17 protein-coding genes are annotated in these 17,702 nt (G+C 66.5%); all 17 read right to left on the bottom strand.

The features are described from left to right. Positions 1-82: 82 nt before the first annotated feature. Entirely contained in the window at positions 83-661 is a 579-nt protein-coding gene (locus tag V3B30_RS02400; RefSeq protein WP_100472203.1) for a PilZ domain-containing protein, read from the bottom strand. Then, the gene (locus V3B30_RS02395; RefSeq protein ID WP_262083862.1) at positions 658-951 is read right to left on the bottom strand and encodes a hypothetical protein; all 294 of its coding nucleotides are present in this window, start codon (positions 949-951) and stop codon (positions 658-660) included. Before V3B30_RS02395 ends, V3B30_RS02400 begins: the two co-directional genes overlap by 4 nt. Beyond that, positions 948-1,364, bottom strand: coding sequence for a flagellar export chaperone FliS (gene fliS, locus V3B30_RS02390; RefSeq protein ID WP_005416447.1), 417 nt, complete (start codon positions 1,362-1,364; stop codon positions 948-950). The genes V3B30_RS02395 and fliS overlap by 4 nt, the downstream gene beginning before the upstream one ends. A 127-nt stretch (positions 1,365-1,491) precedes the next feature. Then, positions 1,492-2,910 carry a flagellar filament capping protein FliD gene (gene fliD, locus V3B30_RS02385; protein ID WP_100472205.1) on the bottom strand — a complete coding sequence of 473 codons (1,419 nt, stop codon included), beginning with the start codon at positions 2,908-2,910 and terminating at the stop codon, positions 1,492-1,494. Between the two features lie 440 nt (positions 2,911-3,350). Continuing rightward, the gene (locus V3B30_RS02380) at positions 3,351-4,529 is read right to left on the bottom strand and encodes a flagellin (protein WP_329809631.1); all 1,179 of its coding nucleotides are present in this window, start codon (positions 4,527-4,529) and stop codon (positions 3,351-3,353) included. An 86-nt stretch (positions 4,530-4,615) separates the two neighbouring features. After that, positions 4,616-5,806 (bottom strand): flagellin, encoded by a 1,191-nt coding sequence (locus V3B30_RS02375; RefSeq protein WP_100472207.1) that lies wholly within the window; start codon positions 5,804-5,806, stop codon positions 4,616-4,618. Between the two features lie 72 nt (positions 5,807-5,878). Next, the gene (locus V3B30_RS02370) at positions 5,879-7,099 is read right to left on the bottom strand and encodes a flagellin (protein WP_100472208.1); all 1,221 of its coding nucleotides are present in this window, start codon (positions 7,097-7,099) and stop codon (positions 5,879-5,881) included. 418 nt (positions 7,100-7,517) lie between these two features. Then, positions 7,518-8,720 carry a flagellar hook-associated protein FlgL gene (gene flgL, locus V3B30_RS02365; RefSeq protein WP_087922486.1) on the bottom strand — a complete coding sequence of 401 codons (1,203 nt, stop codon included), beginning with the start codon at positions 8,718-8,720 and terminating at the stop codon, positions 7,518-7,520. Continuing rightward, positions 8,717-10,597 carry a flagellar hook-associated protein FlgK gene (gene flgK / locus V3B30_RS02360; RefSeq protein WP_100472209.1) on the bottom strand — a complete coding sequence of 627 codons (1,881 nt, stop codon included), beginning with the start codon at positions 10,595-10,597 and terminating at the stop codon, positions 8,717-8,719. Before flgK ends, flgL begins: the two co-directional genes overlap by 4 nt. Before the next feature lie 8 nt (positions 10,598-10,605). After that, entirely contained in the window at positions 10,606-11,805 is a 1,200-nt protein-coding gene (gene flgJ / locus V3B30_RS02355) for a flagellar assembly peptidoglycan hydrolase FlgJ (RefSeq protein WP_262082669.1), read from the bottom strand. Between the two features lies 1 nt (position 11,806). Further along, positions 11,807-12,943 carry a flagellar basal body P-ring protein FlgI gene (locus tag V3B30_RS02350; protein ID WP_100472211.1) on the bottom strand — a complete coding sequence of 379 codons (1,137 nt, stop codon included), beginning with the start codon at positions 12,941-12,943 and terminating at the stop codon, positions 11,807-11,809. Positions 12,944-12,945: 2 nt separating this feature from the next. After that, complete coding sequence (gene flgH, locus V3B30_RS02345; protein WP_087922490.1) at positions 12,946-13,638, bottom strand: flagellar basal body L-ring protein FlgH; 693 nt, start codon at positions 13,636-13,638, stop codon at positions 12,946-12,948. Between the two features lie 22 nt (positions 13,639-13,660). After that, entirely contained in the window at positions 13,661-14,446 is a 786-nt protein-coding gene (gene flgG, locus V3B30_RS02340; RefSeq protein ID WP_087922491.1) for a flagellar basal-body rod protein FlgG, read from the bottom strand. 103 nt (positions 14,447-14,549) lie between these two features. Next, on the bottom strand, positions 14,550-15,299 hold the full coding sequence (locus tag V3B30_RS02335) for a flagellar basal body rod protein FlgF (protein ID WP_087922492.1): 750 nt from the start codon (positions 15,297-15,299) through the stop codon (positions 14,550-14,552). A 32-nt stretch (positions 15,300-15,331) separates the two neighbouring features. Further along, on the bottom strand, positions 15,332-16,555 hold the full coding sequence (flgE, locus tag V3B30_RS02330) for a flagellar hook protein FlgE (protein WP_087922493.1): 1,224 nt from the start codon (positions 16,553-16,555) through the stop codon (positions 15,332-15,334). Positions 16,556-16,587: 32 nt separating this feature from the next. After that, positions 16,588-17,271 (bottom strand): flagellar hook capping FlgD N-terminal domain-containing protein, encoded by a 684-nt coding sequence (locus V3B30_RS02325; RefSeq protein ID WP_087922494.1) that lies wholly within the window; start codon positions 17,269-17,271, stop codon positions 16,588-16,590. Between the two features lie 23 nt (positions 17,272-17,294). Continuing rightward, on the bottom strand, positions 17,295-17,702 hold the full coding sequence (gene flgC / locus V3B30_RS02320) for a flagellar basal body rod protein FlgC (RefSeq protein ID WP_087922495.1): 408 nt from the start codon (positions 17,700-17,702) through the stop codon (positions 17,295-17,297).

Raw genomic sequence — 17,702 nt, 5'->3', positions numbered from 1 at the left:
CGGATCCGTGTAGGGGAGTCCACCTTAACTTAGCTGAACGGGCGCGCCAAGGGTCGGCCGTGCAGTGCCGGGGTGGCGGGTTTCAACGTGCGCGGCGCGCCTCGGCCACCTGGCGGCGGTGCAGGCGGAACAGGTGCCGCTCCATCGCCATCTCCAGGCCATCGCCCAGGCGCTGGAAGCGCAGCCACAGGAAGTGGCCGCCGCTGCCGTCGGCCGCCTCGGCGATGACTTCCACCGGCAGGTCGATGTGGTCGGGCAGCCAGTCGCTGGGCTGCAGGCGCACCACGCCGGCCTGGCCGGGGGTGGCGCTACTGCGCGGGCCCAGCTGCAAGCGGATGCCACGGCGCGACCAGCGCACCGGGCGCAGGGTCAGCTCCTGGCCCTGCTGGCGAACCAGCCGGCCGAGCAGCACCATCGCCAGGTCCAGCTTGGCTTCCAGGCGCTGCAGCTGCAGGCTGGATTCGTTGCGTTCGTCGTGTTCGTCGACGCGGCTGTCCTCGACCAGCGCCAGGCTGCGCAGCAGGCCTTCGGCACTGCTGGTGCGGCCGGCCGCGCTGCCCGCCTGGAATTCGGCGGGCAGGGCCAGTTCGCAGCTGAGCGTCTCGTCGAACAGCTCGCTTTCGGCCGGGTGGTGCAGCGAGGTGGTCGGCAGCGAGGTCATGCCAGCGATTCTGCCTGCAGGTAGGCATGCGCCGCGCGAAGGGAGCGCTGGCCGTCGTTCATCAGTGCGGCCACGGCATCACGGCGCTGGCGCAGCAGGCCGAGCAGATTCTGCTGGCGCTCGAACAGGGCCGTCAGAGGAGCGTGGTCGGCGGCGGTCAGCGGCTGGCTGAGCAGGGCGTGCAGGGTGCTGTCGTGGCCGTCGAGCAGGCTGTCGGCCTGGTCGAGGGAGTCTTCGCCCAAAGCCTTCTCGAAGGCATCCAGCTGTGCATGCAGTTCGTGCAGGCTCATGGTGCCACCGCGGCCGGGCGGCGCTGTTCGTGCGGGATCGCATTCCAGGCGCTGTCGATCTCGCCCAGCAGCTGCAGTGATTCATCCAGCGCGGCACGGTCGTTGTGCAGGTTGGCCTCGGTCAGGCGCTGCAGCACGTAGTCATAGAGTGCCGACAGGTTGCCGGCGATCTCGCCGCCGGCCTCATGGTCCAGCGAGCCATTGAGGTGGCCGACGATCGCGCAGACTTCGCCGATGGCCTTGCCCTTGCCGGCCTGGTCGCCACGCTCGAGGCTGGCCAGGGCGCGCCGCACGCGCTCCAGCGCACCGGCCAGCAGCATCGCCACCAGCTTGTGCGGATCGGCATCGGCGACCGCACTGGTCACTCCTACCTGGCGGTACTGCTCGGCATATTGACGGCTGGAACCGTACATTCGTGATTCTCCTTGCGCGGGGTGCCGCCGGTGATCGTGGGGATCGGTGCCGACGGCGCGGCGATGATTGCTGTTGCGTCCGTTATCGGTGCGTTGCGCGGCAAACTTGAGTGCCGCGCACGCATCGTCAGCGGTTCAACTGTGCCAGCTGCTGCTGCAGCGCGGTATTGCTCTGCTGCAGCTTGCCCATCAGGCTGTCCAGCGCCAGGAACTGTTTCTTGTAGCGCTCTTCCACGCTCTTCATGCGCGTGTCGAGGTCCTTGCGGCGCTTGTCGATGTTGTCCAGCGTGGTGTTCAGGCCCTTGGTACGGGCGACGAACGCGCCCTCCTTGCCGACCGTGGTGCTGACGTAGCCGTCGACCATGGTGTAGAGCGTGCCCGCACCGCCGGTGTCGCCGGTAATCGCCGAGCGGATCTTTTCAGGCTGGCTGGCCAGTGCCGCGGCAAACTTGGTGGTGTCCAGCACCAGGGTGCCGTCGGCGTTGGGATAGCCGCGGGTCTGCAGGCCCAGCACCTTTGGGTCCAGGCCGTCGGCGGATAGTTCCTTCAACACGCCCGACATCACCGAGCGCAGCTGGCTGGAGGCGCCACGCATCTGCGCATCGCCGGTCAAGGTGGCCGCTTCCTTGGTCTTGGCGTCGTACTTGGTTTCGGTATTGATCGCCGCGATCGCCGCGTTGTAGGCGGTCACGAACTCCTGCATGACCTTGGTTGCGGCGGCCGTGTCGGTACTGATCACCACCGTGCTCTTGCCGGGAACCTTGAGGTTCAGGGTCAGGCCCGGCACGGCATCGGTCACCGTATTGCTGGCACTGACCACCTTCACGCCGTCGATGGTCAGTTCGGCGTCCGCTGCAGGCGTGTTCTCTTTCAGGCTGCCGACCAGCGCGCCCAGCTTGGGGTCACTGCCCGCATATTCCAGCTTGATTGCATTGGCGGCACCGGTCTTTTCCTGGGCGATCGACAGGTACTGGTTGTCGCCGGAGCTGATCAGCGTCGCCTGCACGCCTTCCTTGCGGCCCGCGGCATCGATCTTGTTGCGGATGGTGGTCAGCGTGTCGCCGTCCTCCACTGCCACGTTCATGGTCTTGGCCTTGTCGCCAACGCCAACGGTCAGCGTCAAGGTTCCGGCGCCGAAGGTGTCGGTCTTCGGGAACGAGGTGTCGGCAATCAGCTTGTGCGCGGTGGCGAGGGATTTCACTTCCACCTGGTGCGTGCCGTTGGAAGCCGCTGCCTTGGTCGTGCCGAGGTCGTACAGCGCTACCGACGCGGTCAGCACATCGTCGGCATTGTTGGGGCCGGACTTACCGGTGGCGGTGACGGTGCGGGTGTCGAAGGCCGTGGTGGCCTTGAGCGCGGTCAGCGCGGTCTTCAGCTTGTCGAACGCCGCAGTGACGGTGCCGATCGACGACAGCTGCATCTTGGCCTTGGACTGCTGCAGGTTCAGCGCATTGTCGGCGGGCTTGCGGTCAGCTGCGACCAGCTGGTTGACGATGCTGGAAATATCCAGGCCCGAGCCAATGCCACCGTATCCAAAGTCTGCCACGTCGTTTCTCCTGGTATCCGGGCCTGGCCGCCATGCGGTGGCCCGTCGTCAACGAAAATAGCGGCCTGCGCCGCTGGGTCTTGAGGACTTCGTTGATGCATGTGCCGTGCCAGAGGTCTGGCGCAGGTTCTGGCACGCAGGTTGCAGGAGGGTTGGGGCAGGGTGCGGGTGGGTTCACCGCGGGCTGCCGGGAGTCTGCAAAAAGCCCTCCCCCAATGCAGGGGAGGGATCAGGCTACTGACAATCGGGGGGAGACGAAGCCGCCCGGTACGTACAGTCAAAGGTACAGCGCTGAAAGAGAGGTCCGCAGGAGCGGGCGATGCCAAGCCGGTTCGGGAGTGATCCCGGGCCGGGCATGGCCCGCGCCTTCGTGCATCGTGGCTTCCGGGTTGCCGCTACCGCCGGTTTGACCCGACGGTAGCGGCGCTTCTTGCCGTGGATCAGCGCAGCAGGCTGAGCACGCCCTGCGGCACCTGGTTGGCCTGGGCCAGCATGGCCGTACCGGCCTGCTGCAGGATCTGGGTGCGGGTCAGTTCGGCGGTTTCCTTGGCGAAGTCGGTGTCCTTGATGCGGCTGCGCGAAGCCGACAGGTTTTCCGACGAGGTCTGCAGGTTGGCCACGACCGAGGTGAAGCGGTTCTGGATCGCACCGAGGTCGGCGCGGGTGCTGTTGATCGCACCCAGGGCCTTGTCGACCACTTCCAGCGCCTGCTGGGCGCCGAGCACGGTGCTCACGTCCAGCTTCTGCACGTTGGCCGAGGTGTCGGTGCCGGCGGTGTAGGCGCCCGCAGCCGCCGCGGTGCCCCAGGTCTTGGCGGTCGCGTCGTAGTCGCTGCGCATCAGGGCGATATCGGCGGTGGCGATAGCCTTGCCTTCCTTCACCGAGCTCAGCTTCAGGGTGCCGTCGGCATTGGCTTCGGCGTAGATGCCGGCCTCGCCGATCTTGGCGTTGATGGCGGTGGCGACGGCCTTGGAGGCATCCGCCGTGGTGGCGCCGGCCTTCACTTCAACCGTGCCGATGTCCACGCCCATCACAGTACCGGAGAAGCGGGCACCATCGGTGCTGGCAGTCAGGGCGGCAGTGGCGCCGGTGGCGAAGGTCGAGGTGCCCAGCGAGCCGGCCTTGGCATCGATGGTCTTGTCGATGGCGATGGCCTGGCCGGCGTTGGCGCCCACCTGGAACAGCTGGCTGGAGAAGGTGCCGTCCAGCAGCTTGGTGCCGTTGAAGTCCGACTGCTTGGCAACGCGGTCGATTTCCGAGACCAGCTGGGTCACTTCGGCCTGCAGCGCCTTGCGGTCGCTGGCCGAGTTGGTGGCGTTGGAGGCCTGCACCGACAGCTCGCGGACGCGCTGCAGGTTGTTGCCGATTTCGGTCAGCGAGCCTTCGGCGACCTGGGCCAGCGAGATGCCGTCGTTGGCATTGCGGATGGCGACGTCGGTACCGCGGATCTGCGTGCCGAAGCGCTCGGAGATCGCCAGGCCGGCGGCGTCGTCCTTGGCGCTGTTGATGCGCGAACCGGAGGACAGGCGCTGGATGGTGGTAGCCAGCGAGCTGCCGCTGGTGCTCAGGTTGCGCTGAGCATTCAGGGACATGGTGTTGGTGTTGATGACTTGTGCCATGGTGCTTTTCCTTTGGCGAAGGTGGAACGTGTTTCAGGATCCGGGCGCCGCGTCATGCGGCGCCCGGGGGTCGATCAGTGAGCGGATCAGCGCAGCAGGCTGAGCACGCCCTGCGGCACCTGGTTGGCCTGGGCCAGCATGGCCGTACCGGCCTGCTGCAGGATCTGGGTGCGGGTCAGTTCGGCGGTTTCCTTGGCGAAGTCGGTGTCCTTGATGCGGCTGCGCGAAGCCGACAGGTTTTCCGACGAGGTCTGCAGGTTGGCCACGACCGAGGTGAAGCGGTTCTGGACCGCACCGAGGTCGGCGCGGGTGCTGTTGATCGCACCCAGGGCCTTGTCGACGATTTCCATCGCCTGCTGGGCGCCCTTCACGGTGCTGACGTCCAGGTTGCTGGCGTACTTCGCAGCCGGCGCTGCAGCAGCGGTGGTGGCGGTGAAGGTCGGCGCGGTGGCGCCGGTCCAGGTGCCCGGAGTCGCGGTGATGGCCTTGAACGAGCCATCGGCGTTGACGCTGTCCTTGACCGAGGTCAGGGTCACGCCGGTGGTGCCGTTCACTTCAGCGTAGACGCCGGTCTCGCCGATCTTGGCGTTGATCGCGGTCACCAGCGCTTCACGCGAGGCCTTGCCGGTGGCAGCAGCATCGGCGCCCTGCTTGACCGAGACGTCGGCAATGGCCACGCCGTTGATGGACAGGCCGCTGGTGCTGAAATCAGCGTTGGTGCCCGGGTCGGCCAGGGCCAGCGAGTTGGTGTCGAACTTGGCGCCACCCAGGGCATTGGCCTTGGCATCGATGGTCTTGTCGATGGCGATGGCCTGGCCGGCGTTGGCGCCGACCTGGAACAGCTGGCTGGAGAACGAACCGTCCAGCAGCTTGGTGCCGTTGAAGTCCGACTGCTTGGCGACGCGGTCGATTTCCGAGACCAGCTGGGTCACTTCGGCCTGCAGCGCCTTGCGGTCGCTGGCCGAGTTGGTGGCGTTGGAGGCCTGCACCGACAGCTCGCGGACGCGCTGCAGGTTGTTGCCGATTTCGGTCAGCGAACCTTCGGCGACCTGGGCCAGCGAGATGCCGTCGTTGGCATTGCGGATGGCGACGTCGGTACCGCGGATCTGCGTGCCGAAGCGCTCGGAGATCGCCAGGCCGGCGGCGTCGTCCTTGGCGCTGTTGATGCGCGAACCGGAGGACAGGCGCTGGATGGTGGTAGCCAGCGAGCTGCCGCTGGTGCTCAGGTTGCGCTGAGCATTCAACGACATCGTATTGGTGTTGATGACTTGTGCCATGAGGAGAGGTCCTTGAGCGGTTGCACGTGAGTTGGGTTAGACGCCCCCGACGTGCACCGGGGGCGGCTCATGTCAGCGCTGCAACAGGCTGAGCACGTTCTGCGGTACCTGGTTGGCCTGGGCCAGCATGGCCGTGCCGGCCTGCTGCAGGATCTGGGTGCGGGTCAGTTCGGCGGTTTCCTTGGCGAAGTCGGTATCGCGGATGCGGCTGCGCGATGCGGACAGGTTCTCCGAGGAGGTCTGCAGGTTGGCCACCACCGAGGTGAAGCGGTTCTGGATCGCGCCGAGGTCGGCGCGGACGCTGTTGACCGATTCCAGGGCCTTGTCGACGATCGACATCGCCTTCTGTGCGCCTTCGGCGGTGGTGACGTTCAGGTCCTTGACGAAGCTGGCCGCTGCACCGGTCAGGGTGCCGCCGTTGGTGCTGGTCTCGGTCAGGCCCAGGCCGGCGATGGTCGCGGCGGTGACACCGGCCGGCGGGGTCGCCGCGCTGACACCCAGGGCGAAGGTCTGGCCATCCTTGACCGAGGCCAGGCTGATGACGCCGGCATTGACCGAGGCAACCACGCCGGTTTCACCCAGCTTGTTGTTGATCGCCGCCGCGGTGGCCGAGGTGATCGACTCGCCGGCCTTCACGGTGAAGTCGCTGATGGTGACCGTGGTGGCGGTGCCGCCCGGCGGGGTCACCGAGACCTGCAGGCCGGAATAGGTGGTGTCGGCGGTGGCCTTGTCGGCCGCTGCCAGGCTGGTGCCGGTGTAGCCGTTGGCGAAGGTGGCCGCGCCCAGCGAATCGGCTTTTGCGTTGACCACGCTGTTGATGGCGATGGCCTGGCCGGCGTTGGCGCCCACCTGGAACAGCTGGCTGGTGAAGCTGCCGTCCAGCAGCTTGGTGCCGTTGAAGTCGGCCTGCTTGGCGACGCGATCGATTTCCGAAACCAGCTGGGTCACTTCCGCCTGCAGGGCCTTGCGGTCGCTGGCCGAGTTGGTGGCATTGGAGGCCTGCACACCCAGTTCGCGGATGCGCTGCAGGTTGTTGCCCACTTCGTTCAGCGAACCTTCTGCGACCTGGGCCAGCGAGATGCCGTCGTTGGCGTTGCGGATGGCCACGTCCAGACCGCGGATCTGGGTGGTGAAGCGCTCGCTGATGGCCAGGCCGGCCGCGTCGTCCTTCGCGCTGTTGATGCGCAGGCCGGACGAGAGGCGCTGGATGGTGGTAGCGAGCGAGCTGCCGCTGGTGCTCAGGTTGCGCTGAGCGTTGAGCGACATCGTATTGGTGTTGATTACCTGTGCCATGGGGTCGTCTCCTCTTATATGGAACCCGTTGGTGAATGAAACGAAGCGCCGCCTGTTTTTTTGTGTGGCTGTGTGCTTCGCCGTTGCCAAATGAATAACGGCGCTTTGTCAACAACCTTTAGGCGTGAATTCCGCTGGAGCAAAAATTCGCTGCCGGAGGCTGTTTTTCCGGGGTTTTCCAGCCTTGGTCGGGCGTGAAGGCGACCCCGGAAGGGGCGGTTGGGCATGCCCAACCAGCGCTGATGAAGGTATCGGCGGGGCAGGGCCGGGCTTGATGGGAAATCACGGAAAATGCACCGGGGCATCTTTCCGGTAGCGCCGTGACACGCCCGGCGAGCGCGAGGGAATGGGCACGCAGGAACGAAAAAGGCCGCGGTGCAGGGCATCGCGGCCTTCAGAGGGTGGCGCTTGGGAAGCGTCAGCGGAGCTTGTTGAACAGCGACATCGACTGCATCTGCGAGAAGATCGTCTGTGCCGCCTGCAGCGCGGTGCTCTGCAGCTGGTACTGGCTCAGCGCATCGGCGTAATCCAGGTCGCGCATCTGCGACAGCGTGGTCTTCAGCGTCACGCCATTGGCCTCGCGCATGTCGGCCGCATTGTCCAGGGCCTTCAACTGCGCACCGCCGGCAGCGCGTGAGTCGATCATCCGCTCGGAGGCGCGTGCCACGTCGCGCAGTGCACTCTGCAGCTGGTTCTGCTGCGCGGTCATCTGCGCGGTGGTGCCGGTGTCGGCACCCAGCGCTGCCACCAGGTTGTCCATGGTGGCGAAGATGTCGCGGCTGCTGGCGGCCTGCACGCTGAAGCTGTCGCCCGCCGCCGGTGCGCCGGTGATGCGAAGGCGGACACCATTCACTTCCAGATCGTCGCCGGCCTTGTAGGTGCCGGTGCCGGTCACGTTGCCTGCGCCGTCCACCACTTCGTACTGGTTGCCGGTGGTGAAACGGACGCTGAAGCCCTGGCCGTTCCAGCTGTCGCTGCCGTCGCGGGTGACGTTGGTCAGCACGCCGTTGCCGGTGTTGCCGGCCGCGGCGCTGCCGTCAACGAAGCCATCGCCGGTGGGAATGCGCATGAAGATCTCGCTGCCGGGCAGGGCATCGCGCACATAGGTATCGGGGCCGACTTCGATCTGGCGCTGGGTCTGGTCGCCACGGTAGACCACCTTGCCGTTGATCTTGGCAAACGGCGGGTCACCGTCGTTGGTGCCGCCGAACACGTAGCGGCCGGTGCCATCGTCGGCGTTGGCCAGCGACAGCAGGCCGTCGCGGATCTGGTTGACCTCGGTGATCAGCGTCTTCTTATCGGCCGCGCTCAGCGCTGGATTGCTGGCCTGGATGGTCAGATCGTTGACGCGTGCCATCAGGTCGTTGACCTGCGCCAGGGTGTTTTCCTGTACCCCCAGGCGGTTCTGCACGTTGCCGGCGTTGAGCTTCATGCGATCCAGTGCGGCCAGGCTGCGGTCAAGGCCGACCGCGGTACCGGCGGCCACCGGGTCGTCCTTGGCGCTGACGATCTTGCTGCCGGTGGCGATCTGCTGCTCCAGGTGGCTGAGCTTGGCCTGCTTGGCCATCATCAGCGACACGGACTGGTTGAACATCATGCTGGTGGAGATGCGGCTGCTCATCGGCGGACGGCTCCCAGGATGGTCTGGAACATGCTGTCGGCGGTGGAGATCAGCTGCGAGGCGGCCTGGTAGGCCTGCTGCAGCCGCAGCATGTCGGCGGCTTCCTCGTCCAGGTTCACGCCGGACACTTCATCGCGGGCTTCCTGCGCCTTGTCATTGATCACCAGCTGCGCGTCGAGCGAGTACTCGGCCGAGCGCGCGGCGGCGCCAACCTGGGTGGTCAGGCCACCGAGTGCACCGTTCAGTGTCACCGTCCCGGCATTGAACGCCTTTGCGCTCTCCACCTTGGCCAGCTTGGAGGCGTTGCTGTTGTCCGATGAGCCGGCCGGGGTCGGGGTGATGTTGAAGGTATCGCCCACCTTCGGCGCGCCGTCCAGCACGAAGCTCCAGCCGTTGGCACTGATGGTCTGGCCGGGCGTGTAGGTCTGCGGCGGGCCACCGTCGATGGTGTAGGTGGTGGCCGAGGTGAACACGATCGCCGAGGGATTGCGCAGGTTGGCGTTGGTCGAATCGGTGACGGTAACGCCGCTCAGCTTGCCGGTGCCGGTGTTGGCGGTGGCGGCCGCGCCCTTCACCGCAGCGGCCGCAGCGATGCGCGACGGATCGGTGATCGCCATTTCCAGGCTGCCGGCCACGCCGGCGGTCGGCTGCAGCAGGAAGCGGTCGTTGGCCGCCGGCGTGCCGCCCACCACCAGCTGCACACCGTTGATCACCAGCGGGTCGGCGGCGGTGCCGGTACCGGTCAGCGGAATGCTGGCGCCGGTGTCGGCACGGCTGGCCTTCCAGTTGGTGCCATCAAATTGCAGCACCACGTTCTGCGCATCCAGCTTGCCCAGGTCGCCATAGGTTGCGCTAAGGCTGGCGGTGCCGGCATTGCTGTTGTTGGCGGTGACACGCGGGTTGCCGATGTTGAAGAAGTCGCCGCCCATCTGGCCATACAGGTCCACGCCCTGGTGGTGCGCCTGGTTGAAGCTTTCGGCCAGGCCCACCGCCAGCTTGCCCAGTTCAGCCTGGGCAGGAGTCAGCACGGTGTCGCGGAACTCCAGCAGGCCGCCGATCTGGCCGCCGACCGCCTTCGGGTCGAGGCGGATGGTGTTGCCCTGGGTTTCCAGTGCCAGCTGCAGGCGCTCGGGCTGGTACGGATCGGCCACGGTGGTGACCTTGGTCGCCGTGGTACCCACCACCAGCGCGTTGCCGCCGGCGGTGTAGACATTCATGATGCCGCCGTCCTGGATCACCGCCGTGCCACCGGTGTAGCCGATCAGCTGGGTGATCAGCTGGTCGCGGCGGTCGAGCAGGTCGGGTGCGGCAGAGGCGATGTTGGTGCCGATGGCGCCGTTGATCTGCGCGATTTCCTGCGCCAGGCGGTTGACCTCGGTGGCACCGGCCAGCAGGCCGTTGTTGACCTCGCTGTTGAGGTTGTTCAGGTGCGTGTTGAGCTGCACGAAGCGGTTGGCCAGGGCCTTGCCGCCGTCGAGCATGTTCTGGCGGTCGGCGGTGCCGGCCGCGTTGGACGACAGTCCGCTGACCGAATCGAAGAAGTTCGACCAGACGCCGGCCACGTTGGTTGCCGCATCGGAGAACAGGGCATTGACCCGGTCGGCCATGCCCGATAGCTGCTTCAGGCGCGCCAGTTCACCGCTGCTGTCGAGGAGGCGCGAGATCGCCAGCTGGTCGGCCGTGCGGCGGATATCAGTGATGCGGGTGCCATTGCCGACCGTGCCATAGCCGTAGTTCTGTGGATCGGCGGTGGCGAAGTTGACCTTCTGCCGGCTGTAGCCGGGCGTATTGAGGTTGGCCACGTTGTGGCTGGTGGTCGCCAACGCACGCTGGAAGGCGAGCAGGGCACCGGTACCGGTGGAAAGTACGCTGGACATGGTGTTCCTCAACGACGAGTGATACCCAGCGCCGCGGTCGCGGTGCTGGCGAAGGTCTGGCCAAGGCGCGAGCCGGCGTCGGCCACGGCGGCGACGGCGCGCTCGATGGTCGGGCCACCGGCGATCGCGGCGATCTTGGCGGCGTAGCGCGGGTCGGTGGCATAGCCGGCGCGCTGCAGGCCACGGGCGAAGCCCTGCACGTCGGTGCCGGCCTGCAGGGCCTGCTGGTAGCGCGGGCTGGTCTTCAGCAGGCGCACGTAGTCGGCGAAGCTTTCGGCCGGCGAGCTGTAGGCGCGGAAGCTGGCGGTCTCGTTGCGGCGCACGCCATCCACATACTCATGGGTGCCGGACGTGGCGCGCTGGCCGTTCCAGCCATTGGCCTTGATGCCGAACAGGTTGTGCGAGGTGCTGCCGTCGGCATGCTTGATGTGCCGCTTGCCCCAACCGGTTTCCAATGCCGCCTGGGCGACGAGCGCACGGGCGTCCACGCCCAGTTCCCTGGCCGCGCTCTGTGCGTGCTGCCAGATGCTGGCGACGAAACCTTCCGGCGTGTGCGCGCCCAGCTGAGCGACGGCGGTGCGGGTCGCCATCGCATCGGCCGGGCTCATGGCCGTACCGCGATTGCTGGCCGTCGCCGACCACTGGTCGCTGTTGGCGGACCAGTCCTCGCCCTGCAGGTTGCCGATATATGGATCCTCGGTGCCCAGCGAGCGGTGCAGGCTGCTGCTTTCGCGGCCGGCGATCAGGTCCAGTGCCTGCTCCATCGGTGCCAGTGCGGCCTGTGCGCCGTGCTGTGCGCCGGCTGCCATCTGCTGCAGCATGCGCACGGCCTGGCTGCCATCTTCCAGCGGCAGCGACGGTGCGGGCTTTGCCGGCGCGTTGAGTTGATAGGCGCGGCTGGCCTTGGCCGGGTCCACGCGCGTGTCCAGCGCCGGGCCGTCGGCGGGCTGACCGGACAGCTGGCGGGTGATCATGCCGGACAGGCCCAGACCCTTGCCGCGGGTCATGGCCTCGGCGATCTTCTGGTCATACATGTCGCGGAACATCTTGTTCTCGCCGGGAAACAGCGAGTCGCCGAAGCTGGCATCGCGCATGCTCTTGACCAGCATCTGTGCGAACTGGCCTTCCAGCTGGCGCGCGACCTTGTCGATCCTGGCCGGGTCGTTCTGCTGCGCCGGGTGCAGATCAAATGCGGGATTGATGCGCATGTCAGATCACCTCGAGCTCGGCGCTCAGTGCACCGGCCTGCTTCAGGGCTTCCAGGATCGCGATCAGGTCGCCCGGTGCCGCGCCCACGGCGTTCACCGCGTGCACGATCTCGTCCAGGGTGGTGCCGCCGCTGAACTTGAACATGCGGCTGCCATCGTTGGTGGCGGTAATGGTCGACTGCGGGCTGGCCACGGTACGGCCGCCGGACAGGGCATTGGGCTGGCTGACGTTGGTGTTTTCCTGGATCGTCACCGTCAGCGAACCATGCGAGATGGCGGCCGGGCCGACCCGTACCTGCTGGCCGATGACCACGGTGCCGGTGCGCGAATTGACCACTACCTTGGCCGGGGCGCTGCCCGGGGTCAGCTCCAGGTTCTCGATGCGCGCCAGCAGGCCGATGCGTGCGCCGGGATCGGTCGGCGCAGTGACCGCCACGGTCACGCCGTCAACCGCGCGCGCGGCGCCTTCGCCGAACGCGTTGTTGAGCGCGGCGACCATGCGCGAGACTGTAGTGAAATCGTTGTTGTGCAGGTTCAGGGTGATGTCGCCGCCATTGGCGAGCGGATCGGGCAGGGCACGTTCAACGGTGGCGCCATTGGGAATGCGACCGACGCTGGGCACGTTCACCGAGACGCGCGAGCCATCCTTGCCCTGCGCGCCAAAGCCGCCCACGATCAGGTTGCCCTGCGCGATGGCATAGATCTGCCCGTCGGCGCCGCGCAGCGGGGCCATCAGCAGCGAGCCACCGCGCAGTGACACCGCGTTGCCGATCGAGGACACGGTGATGTCGATCGGCTGGCCCGGCTTGGCGAACGGCGGCAGCTCGGCATGGATCGCCACGGCTGCCACGTTCTTCAGCTGCGGGTTGACGTTCGCTGGCACGTTCACGCCCAGCTCGCCGAGCAGGTTCTTCAGGCTCTGCACGGTGAAGGGCGCCTGGCTGGTGCGGTCGCCGCTGCCGTCCAGGCCGACCACCAGGCCGTAGCCCACCAGTGCATTGCCGCGCACGCCACCGACCTGGGCCAGGTCCTTGATGCGTTCGGCGCTGGCCGGGGCTGCCATTGCCAGCAGCATCAGTGCGACGAACGACGCCACGCGGCGCTGCCAGGAAGAAGAGAGGAAGAGTTTCATGGCCATGCTCAGAACGGCGTCAGGCCGGAGTTGAAGAAGCGGCTCAGCCAGCCCATTGCGTTGGACTGCGCGACCGGGCCGCGGCCGCCATAGACGATGCGGGCTTCGGCCACGCGGCTGGAAGGAATGGTGTTGTCCTGGCTGATGTCACCGGGGCGCACGATGCCCTGCACCTGCACCAGTTCATCGCCCTGGTTCAGGCGCAGGTTCTTCTGCCCCTGTACCACCAGGTTGCCGTTGGGCAGGCGCTGGATCACCGTGACCGTGACGTTGCCCTGCAGGCGGTTGCTCTGCGCGCTGTTGCCCTTGCCGGTGAAGTCACGCGCGCCCTTGGCCGTGGCACTCAGGATGTCCTTGCCGCCCAAGGTGACCGGGGCGCCGAGGATGGACGGGGTGCCCAGGCTCAGGTTGGATTCCTTGTTGGTGGCGGTGTTGGCACTGGTCTGCGCGGTGGTGTTTTCCAGCAGGGTGATGGTCAGCAGGTCGCCGACGTCGCGCGCGCGGCGGTCCGAGTACAGCTGCAGGGTCGGGCCGGCGGCGTAGATCGCGCCGGCGGTCGGCGCGGCCTGCGGCGGCATGATCGGCTGGATCGGCGCCATCGCCGGATAGGGGCGCACGTCGCCCGCGATCACGCAGCCACCGAGCAGGGCGGGCACGACGCAGGCAAGGGCAGTGCGGGTGAGTTTGAAGAAGGGCGACATGGCGGGTTCCCGGTTGGGCCGGTCAGATCTTGTTGTTGAGGTAGCCGAGCATCGAGTCGGTGGTGGAGATCGCCTTGGCATTCATCTCGTAGGCGCGCTGGGTTTCGATCATCGACACCAGCTCTTCGACCACATTGACGTTGCTGCCTTCCAGCGCACCCTGTACCACGGTGCCGAGGCCGTTCAGTCCGGGGTTGCCGTTCTGCGCCGGGCCCGATGCGGTGGTTTCCAGGAACAGGTTCTCGCCGCGTGCCTGCAGGCCGGCCGGGTTCACGAAGTCGGTCAGGGTCAGCGCGCCCACTTCCACCGATGCGGCGTCGTCGGCCATCTTCACGCTGATGGTGCCGTCGCTGCCGATGGTGACCGACTGCGCGCCCTCGGGAATCTGGATGCCCGGCTGCACCGGGTAGCCGCTGTTGGTGACCAGCTCGCTGTCCTGGTTGATCTTGAACGAGCCATCACGGGTATAGGCCGAGCTGCCATCCGGCATCTGCACTTCGAAGAAGCCGCGGCCGTTGACCATCACGTCCAGCGCGCGGCCGGTCTGCTGCTGGCCACCCTGTTCGAAATTCTTGGCGGTGGCGACCACGCGCACACCGGTACCCAGCTGCAGGCCGGTCGGCAGCTGGGTCTGCGCCGACGAAGAGCCGCCGGGCTGGCGCACCTGCTGGTACAGCAGGTCCTCGAAGCTGGCACGGTCCTGCTTGAAGCCGGTGGTGTTGGTGTTGGCGAGGTTGTTGGAAACCACCGACATGCGCATCTGCTGCGCATCCAGTCCGGTTTTCGCGATCCACAATGCCTGGTTCATCTTCGGTGTCCTGTCTGGGTGAAGCCGGCCGCGCGATGCGGCCCTTGGTAGCGGGTGTGCAAGCGGTGTGCCAGCGCCGCGTCCGGGCGGCGCCGGAATTCCGTCAGCTGCCCAGGCGCAGCAGGCTGTTGGCACTGCGCGCGTTGTCGTCGCCGTGCTTGATCACCTGCACCTGCATTTCGTACTGGCGCTGCAGCTGGATCATCTGCACCAGTGCACCGGCGGCATCGACGTTGCTGCCTTCCAGCTGGCCGCTGTGCACGGCGGTGCCCTGCGCCGGGGCGAACGGCTGGCGCGGGTCGGTGTTGCGGAACAGGCCATCCAGGCCACGCTCGAGGCGCTCGTCCGGTGCCTGCACCACCTTGATCCGGCCGATCTGCGCCATCGTCTGCGGGCCTTCGCCCTGCGGGATGATCGAGATCGTGCCGTCGCCGCCGATCTCCATCGCCTGGTAGGGGGGAATGGCGATCGGGTTGTTGTTGTCATCCAGTACCGTGCGGCCGCCGGAGGTCACCAGCTGGCCGTTGGGTGTCACCGACAGCGCCGCGCCGCGCGTGTACGCTTCGCTGCCGTCGCTGGCCTGCACCGCCAGCCAGGTGCCGCTCTGCAGGGCAAGGTCCAGCGGCTTGCCGGTGATGTGCTGCGCGCCGGGCCGGCGGTTGAAGCCGGCGTCGACGTGCAGCGCATCCACCCGCGAGGCAAAGCCCGGGCCCTTGATCGGGAAGGCTTCGGTGTTGGCCAGCGCTTCCTTGAAGCCAGGGGTGTCCGAGTTGGCGAGGTTGTGGCTGAGCGTTCCCTGCGCCTGCAGGGAGGCGCGGGCACCGGTCATCGCCACGTAAAGGGCTTTATCCATGCGGGGAGTTCCGTGACAGGGTCAGCCGCTCATCAACGGATGTTGATGACGGTCTGGGTGATCTGGTCCTGGGTGGTGATCATCTGCGCGTTGGCCTGGAAGTTGCGCTGCGCAGTGATCATGTTGACCAGCTGCTCGGTGAGATCGACGGTGGACGCTTCCAGCGAGCCGGCCTGGATCTTGCCGAGGTTGGAGGTGTCCGGCATGCCGGTGCGCGGCGTGCCCGATTCGAAGGTCTCCACCCACAGGTTGTTGCCCTTCGATTCCAGGCCCTGCGTGTTGTTGAAGGTGGTCAGTGCGACCTGGCCCAGCGGCTTGTCGTCGCCGTTGGAATAGCGGGCGTAGACCACGCCGGATTCGGACACGGTCACTTCGTTGAGCTTGCCCGCGGCGTAGCCGTCCTGCTGGGTGTTGCGCAGCGCGAACTTCTCGCCGTACTGGGTCGAGCCACTGATATCCAGCGTCATGTTCAACTGGCCGGCACCGGTGGTCGGGGTGAAGGTGCCGAGGCTGACCTTGCCGTCGGCCGGTGCGACCAGCTTGCCGCTGTTGTCGAAGGTGACCGGGGTGGGTGCGCCTGCCGGCTGGCCATCGACGTAATTGCGCACGGTCCATTCGTTGGGGTTGGCGCCCTTCACGAAGTACGAGACCTGGATGTGGCTCACACCCAGCGAGTCGTACACGGTGATGCCACCGCTGGAGTGGTTGTAGCTGTTCGAATCGGTCGGGTCGAAGGTCGCCACCGTCGGTTGCTTGGCGTTGGCCGGCAGGGTGAAGCCAACCTTCACTTCGCTGGTCTGCTTCGGCGGGCTGTCGGTGGTCAGCAGCTGCAGGTCGACCAGCCGGCCGGCATCGAAGTTGGTGCCATCGGCGTTCGGCGCGAACACCTGCAGGCGCGCGCCCTGCGGGTTCACAACATAGCCGGCCGAGTCGGTCTGGAAGTTGCCGGCACGCGAGTACACGCGCGAACCATTCATGTTCATGGTGAAGAAGCCTTCACCGGAAATGGCCATGTCCAGGCTGCGCCCGGTCTGCTCGTTGTGGCCCTGGATGAACTGCTGGGCGACGTTGGAAACACGCACGCCCGAGCCGGTCTGGTTCTTCGACAGGCCGTAGCTGGTCGAAGCGAACAGATCGGCGAACTCCGCGCGCGACTGCTTGAAGCCGGTGGTGTTTACATTGGCGACGTTGTTGGCGGTGACGCTCAGGTCGGTGTTGGCGGCATTGATGCCGGACAGCGAGACATTGAAGCCCATGGGATGCTCCTGGTTGATGCGGAATGTGCGGCTCAGCTGACGCGGAGCACGTAGTCGATCGGGGCCGTGCCCAGGCCCTTGAGATTCAGGTACAGGCCGTCGGAACCGACGGTCACGCTTTCCACCGGCGCCTGCACGTAGGTGGACAGCTTGGTGCTCTTGCCAGCGGTGTCGACGTGGTTGGCGACGATGGAATACTTGCCCGGTTCCATGCGCTTGCCATTGGCATCCTTGCCATCCCACTGGAAGGCGGTCTCGCCGGCGGCCTTGGCTTCCACGCTCAGCGAGGTGACCTTGGCGCCGTTGGCGTCGGTGATGTCCACGGTGATGATGCCGGCCGACGGCGCAGCCACCGTGCCTTCGACGCTGCCTTCCTTCTCCAGCACCAGTTTCTCCGAAGGCACCAGCACCTGGTGGCCGACCAGCGCCGCACCACGCAGCACCTGGTCGCTGGCCATCGATTCCTGGAAGCCCTTCACCGTCTTGTTCAGATCGGTGATGCCTTGCACAGTGGACATCTGCGCCATCTGCGCGACCATCTGCGTGTTGTCCATCGGCTTCAGCGGATCCTGGTGCTGCAGCTGCTCGGTCATCAGGCGCAGGAAGTCGGCCTGGTCAAGCGTGTTCTTCTTTTTCGTGGCATTGCTGTTGGGGGCATTCAGGCCCAGCGCGGAATAGACGTCCTGGCTGGTCTGGTTGTTGACGGCGGTGGTCATGGCGGTGTCCGGTGCTGCGGGCCTCAGCGGCCCATGGTCAGGGTGGCCAGGGCCAGTTCCTTGGCGGTGGTCAACATCTCCACGCCGGCCTGGTAATTGCGCGAGGTCGAGATCAGGTTGACCATCTGCGCCACCGGATCGACGTCGGGCTGGTAGATGTAGCCATCAGCGTCGGCCAGCGGATGGCCCGGCTCGTAGCGCTTGATCGGCGCGGCCTCGCTCTGGCTGATCTCCTTCACCTTCACCGAGGTGATGTTCGGATCGTTCCTGCTGGTGACGGCCTGGAAAATCGGTTCCAGCGGCTTGTACACGGCGTCGGCGGAACCGGCGACGGTGTCGGCGTTGGAGAGGTTGGAGGCGATGGTGCTCATGCGCACCGACTGCGCCTGCAGCGCGGAGCCGGCGATATCGAAGATCGGCAGGTTGCTCAT

The sequence above is a fragment of the Stenotrophomonas sp. SMYL41 genome, from assembly GCF_036319965.1.
Lineage (GTDB): Bacteria > Pseudomonadota > Gammaproteobacteria > Xanthomonadales > Xanthomonadaceae > Stenotrophomonas > Stenotrophomonas maltophilia_R.
The sequence above is the reverse complement of the archived record's forward strand: the minus strand, read 5'-3'. Positions and strand labels throughout refer to the sequence as shown.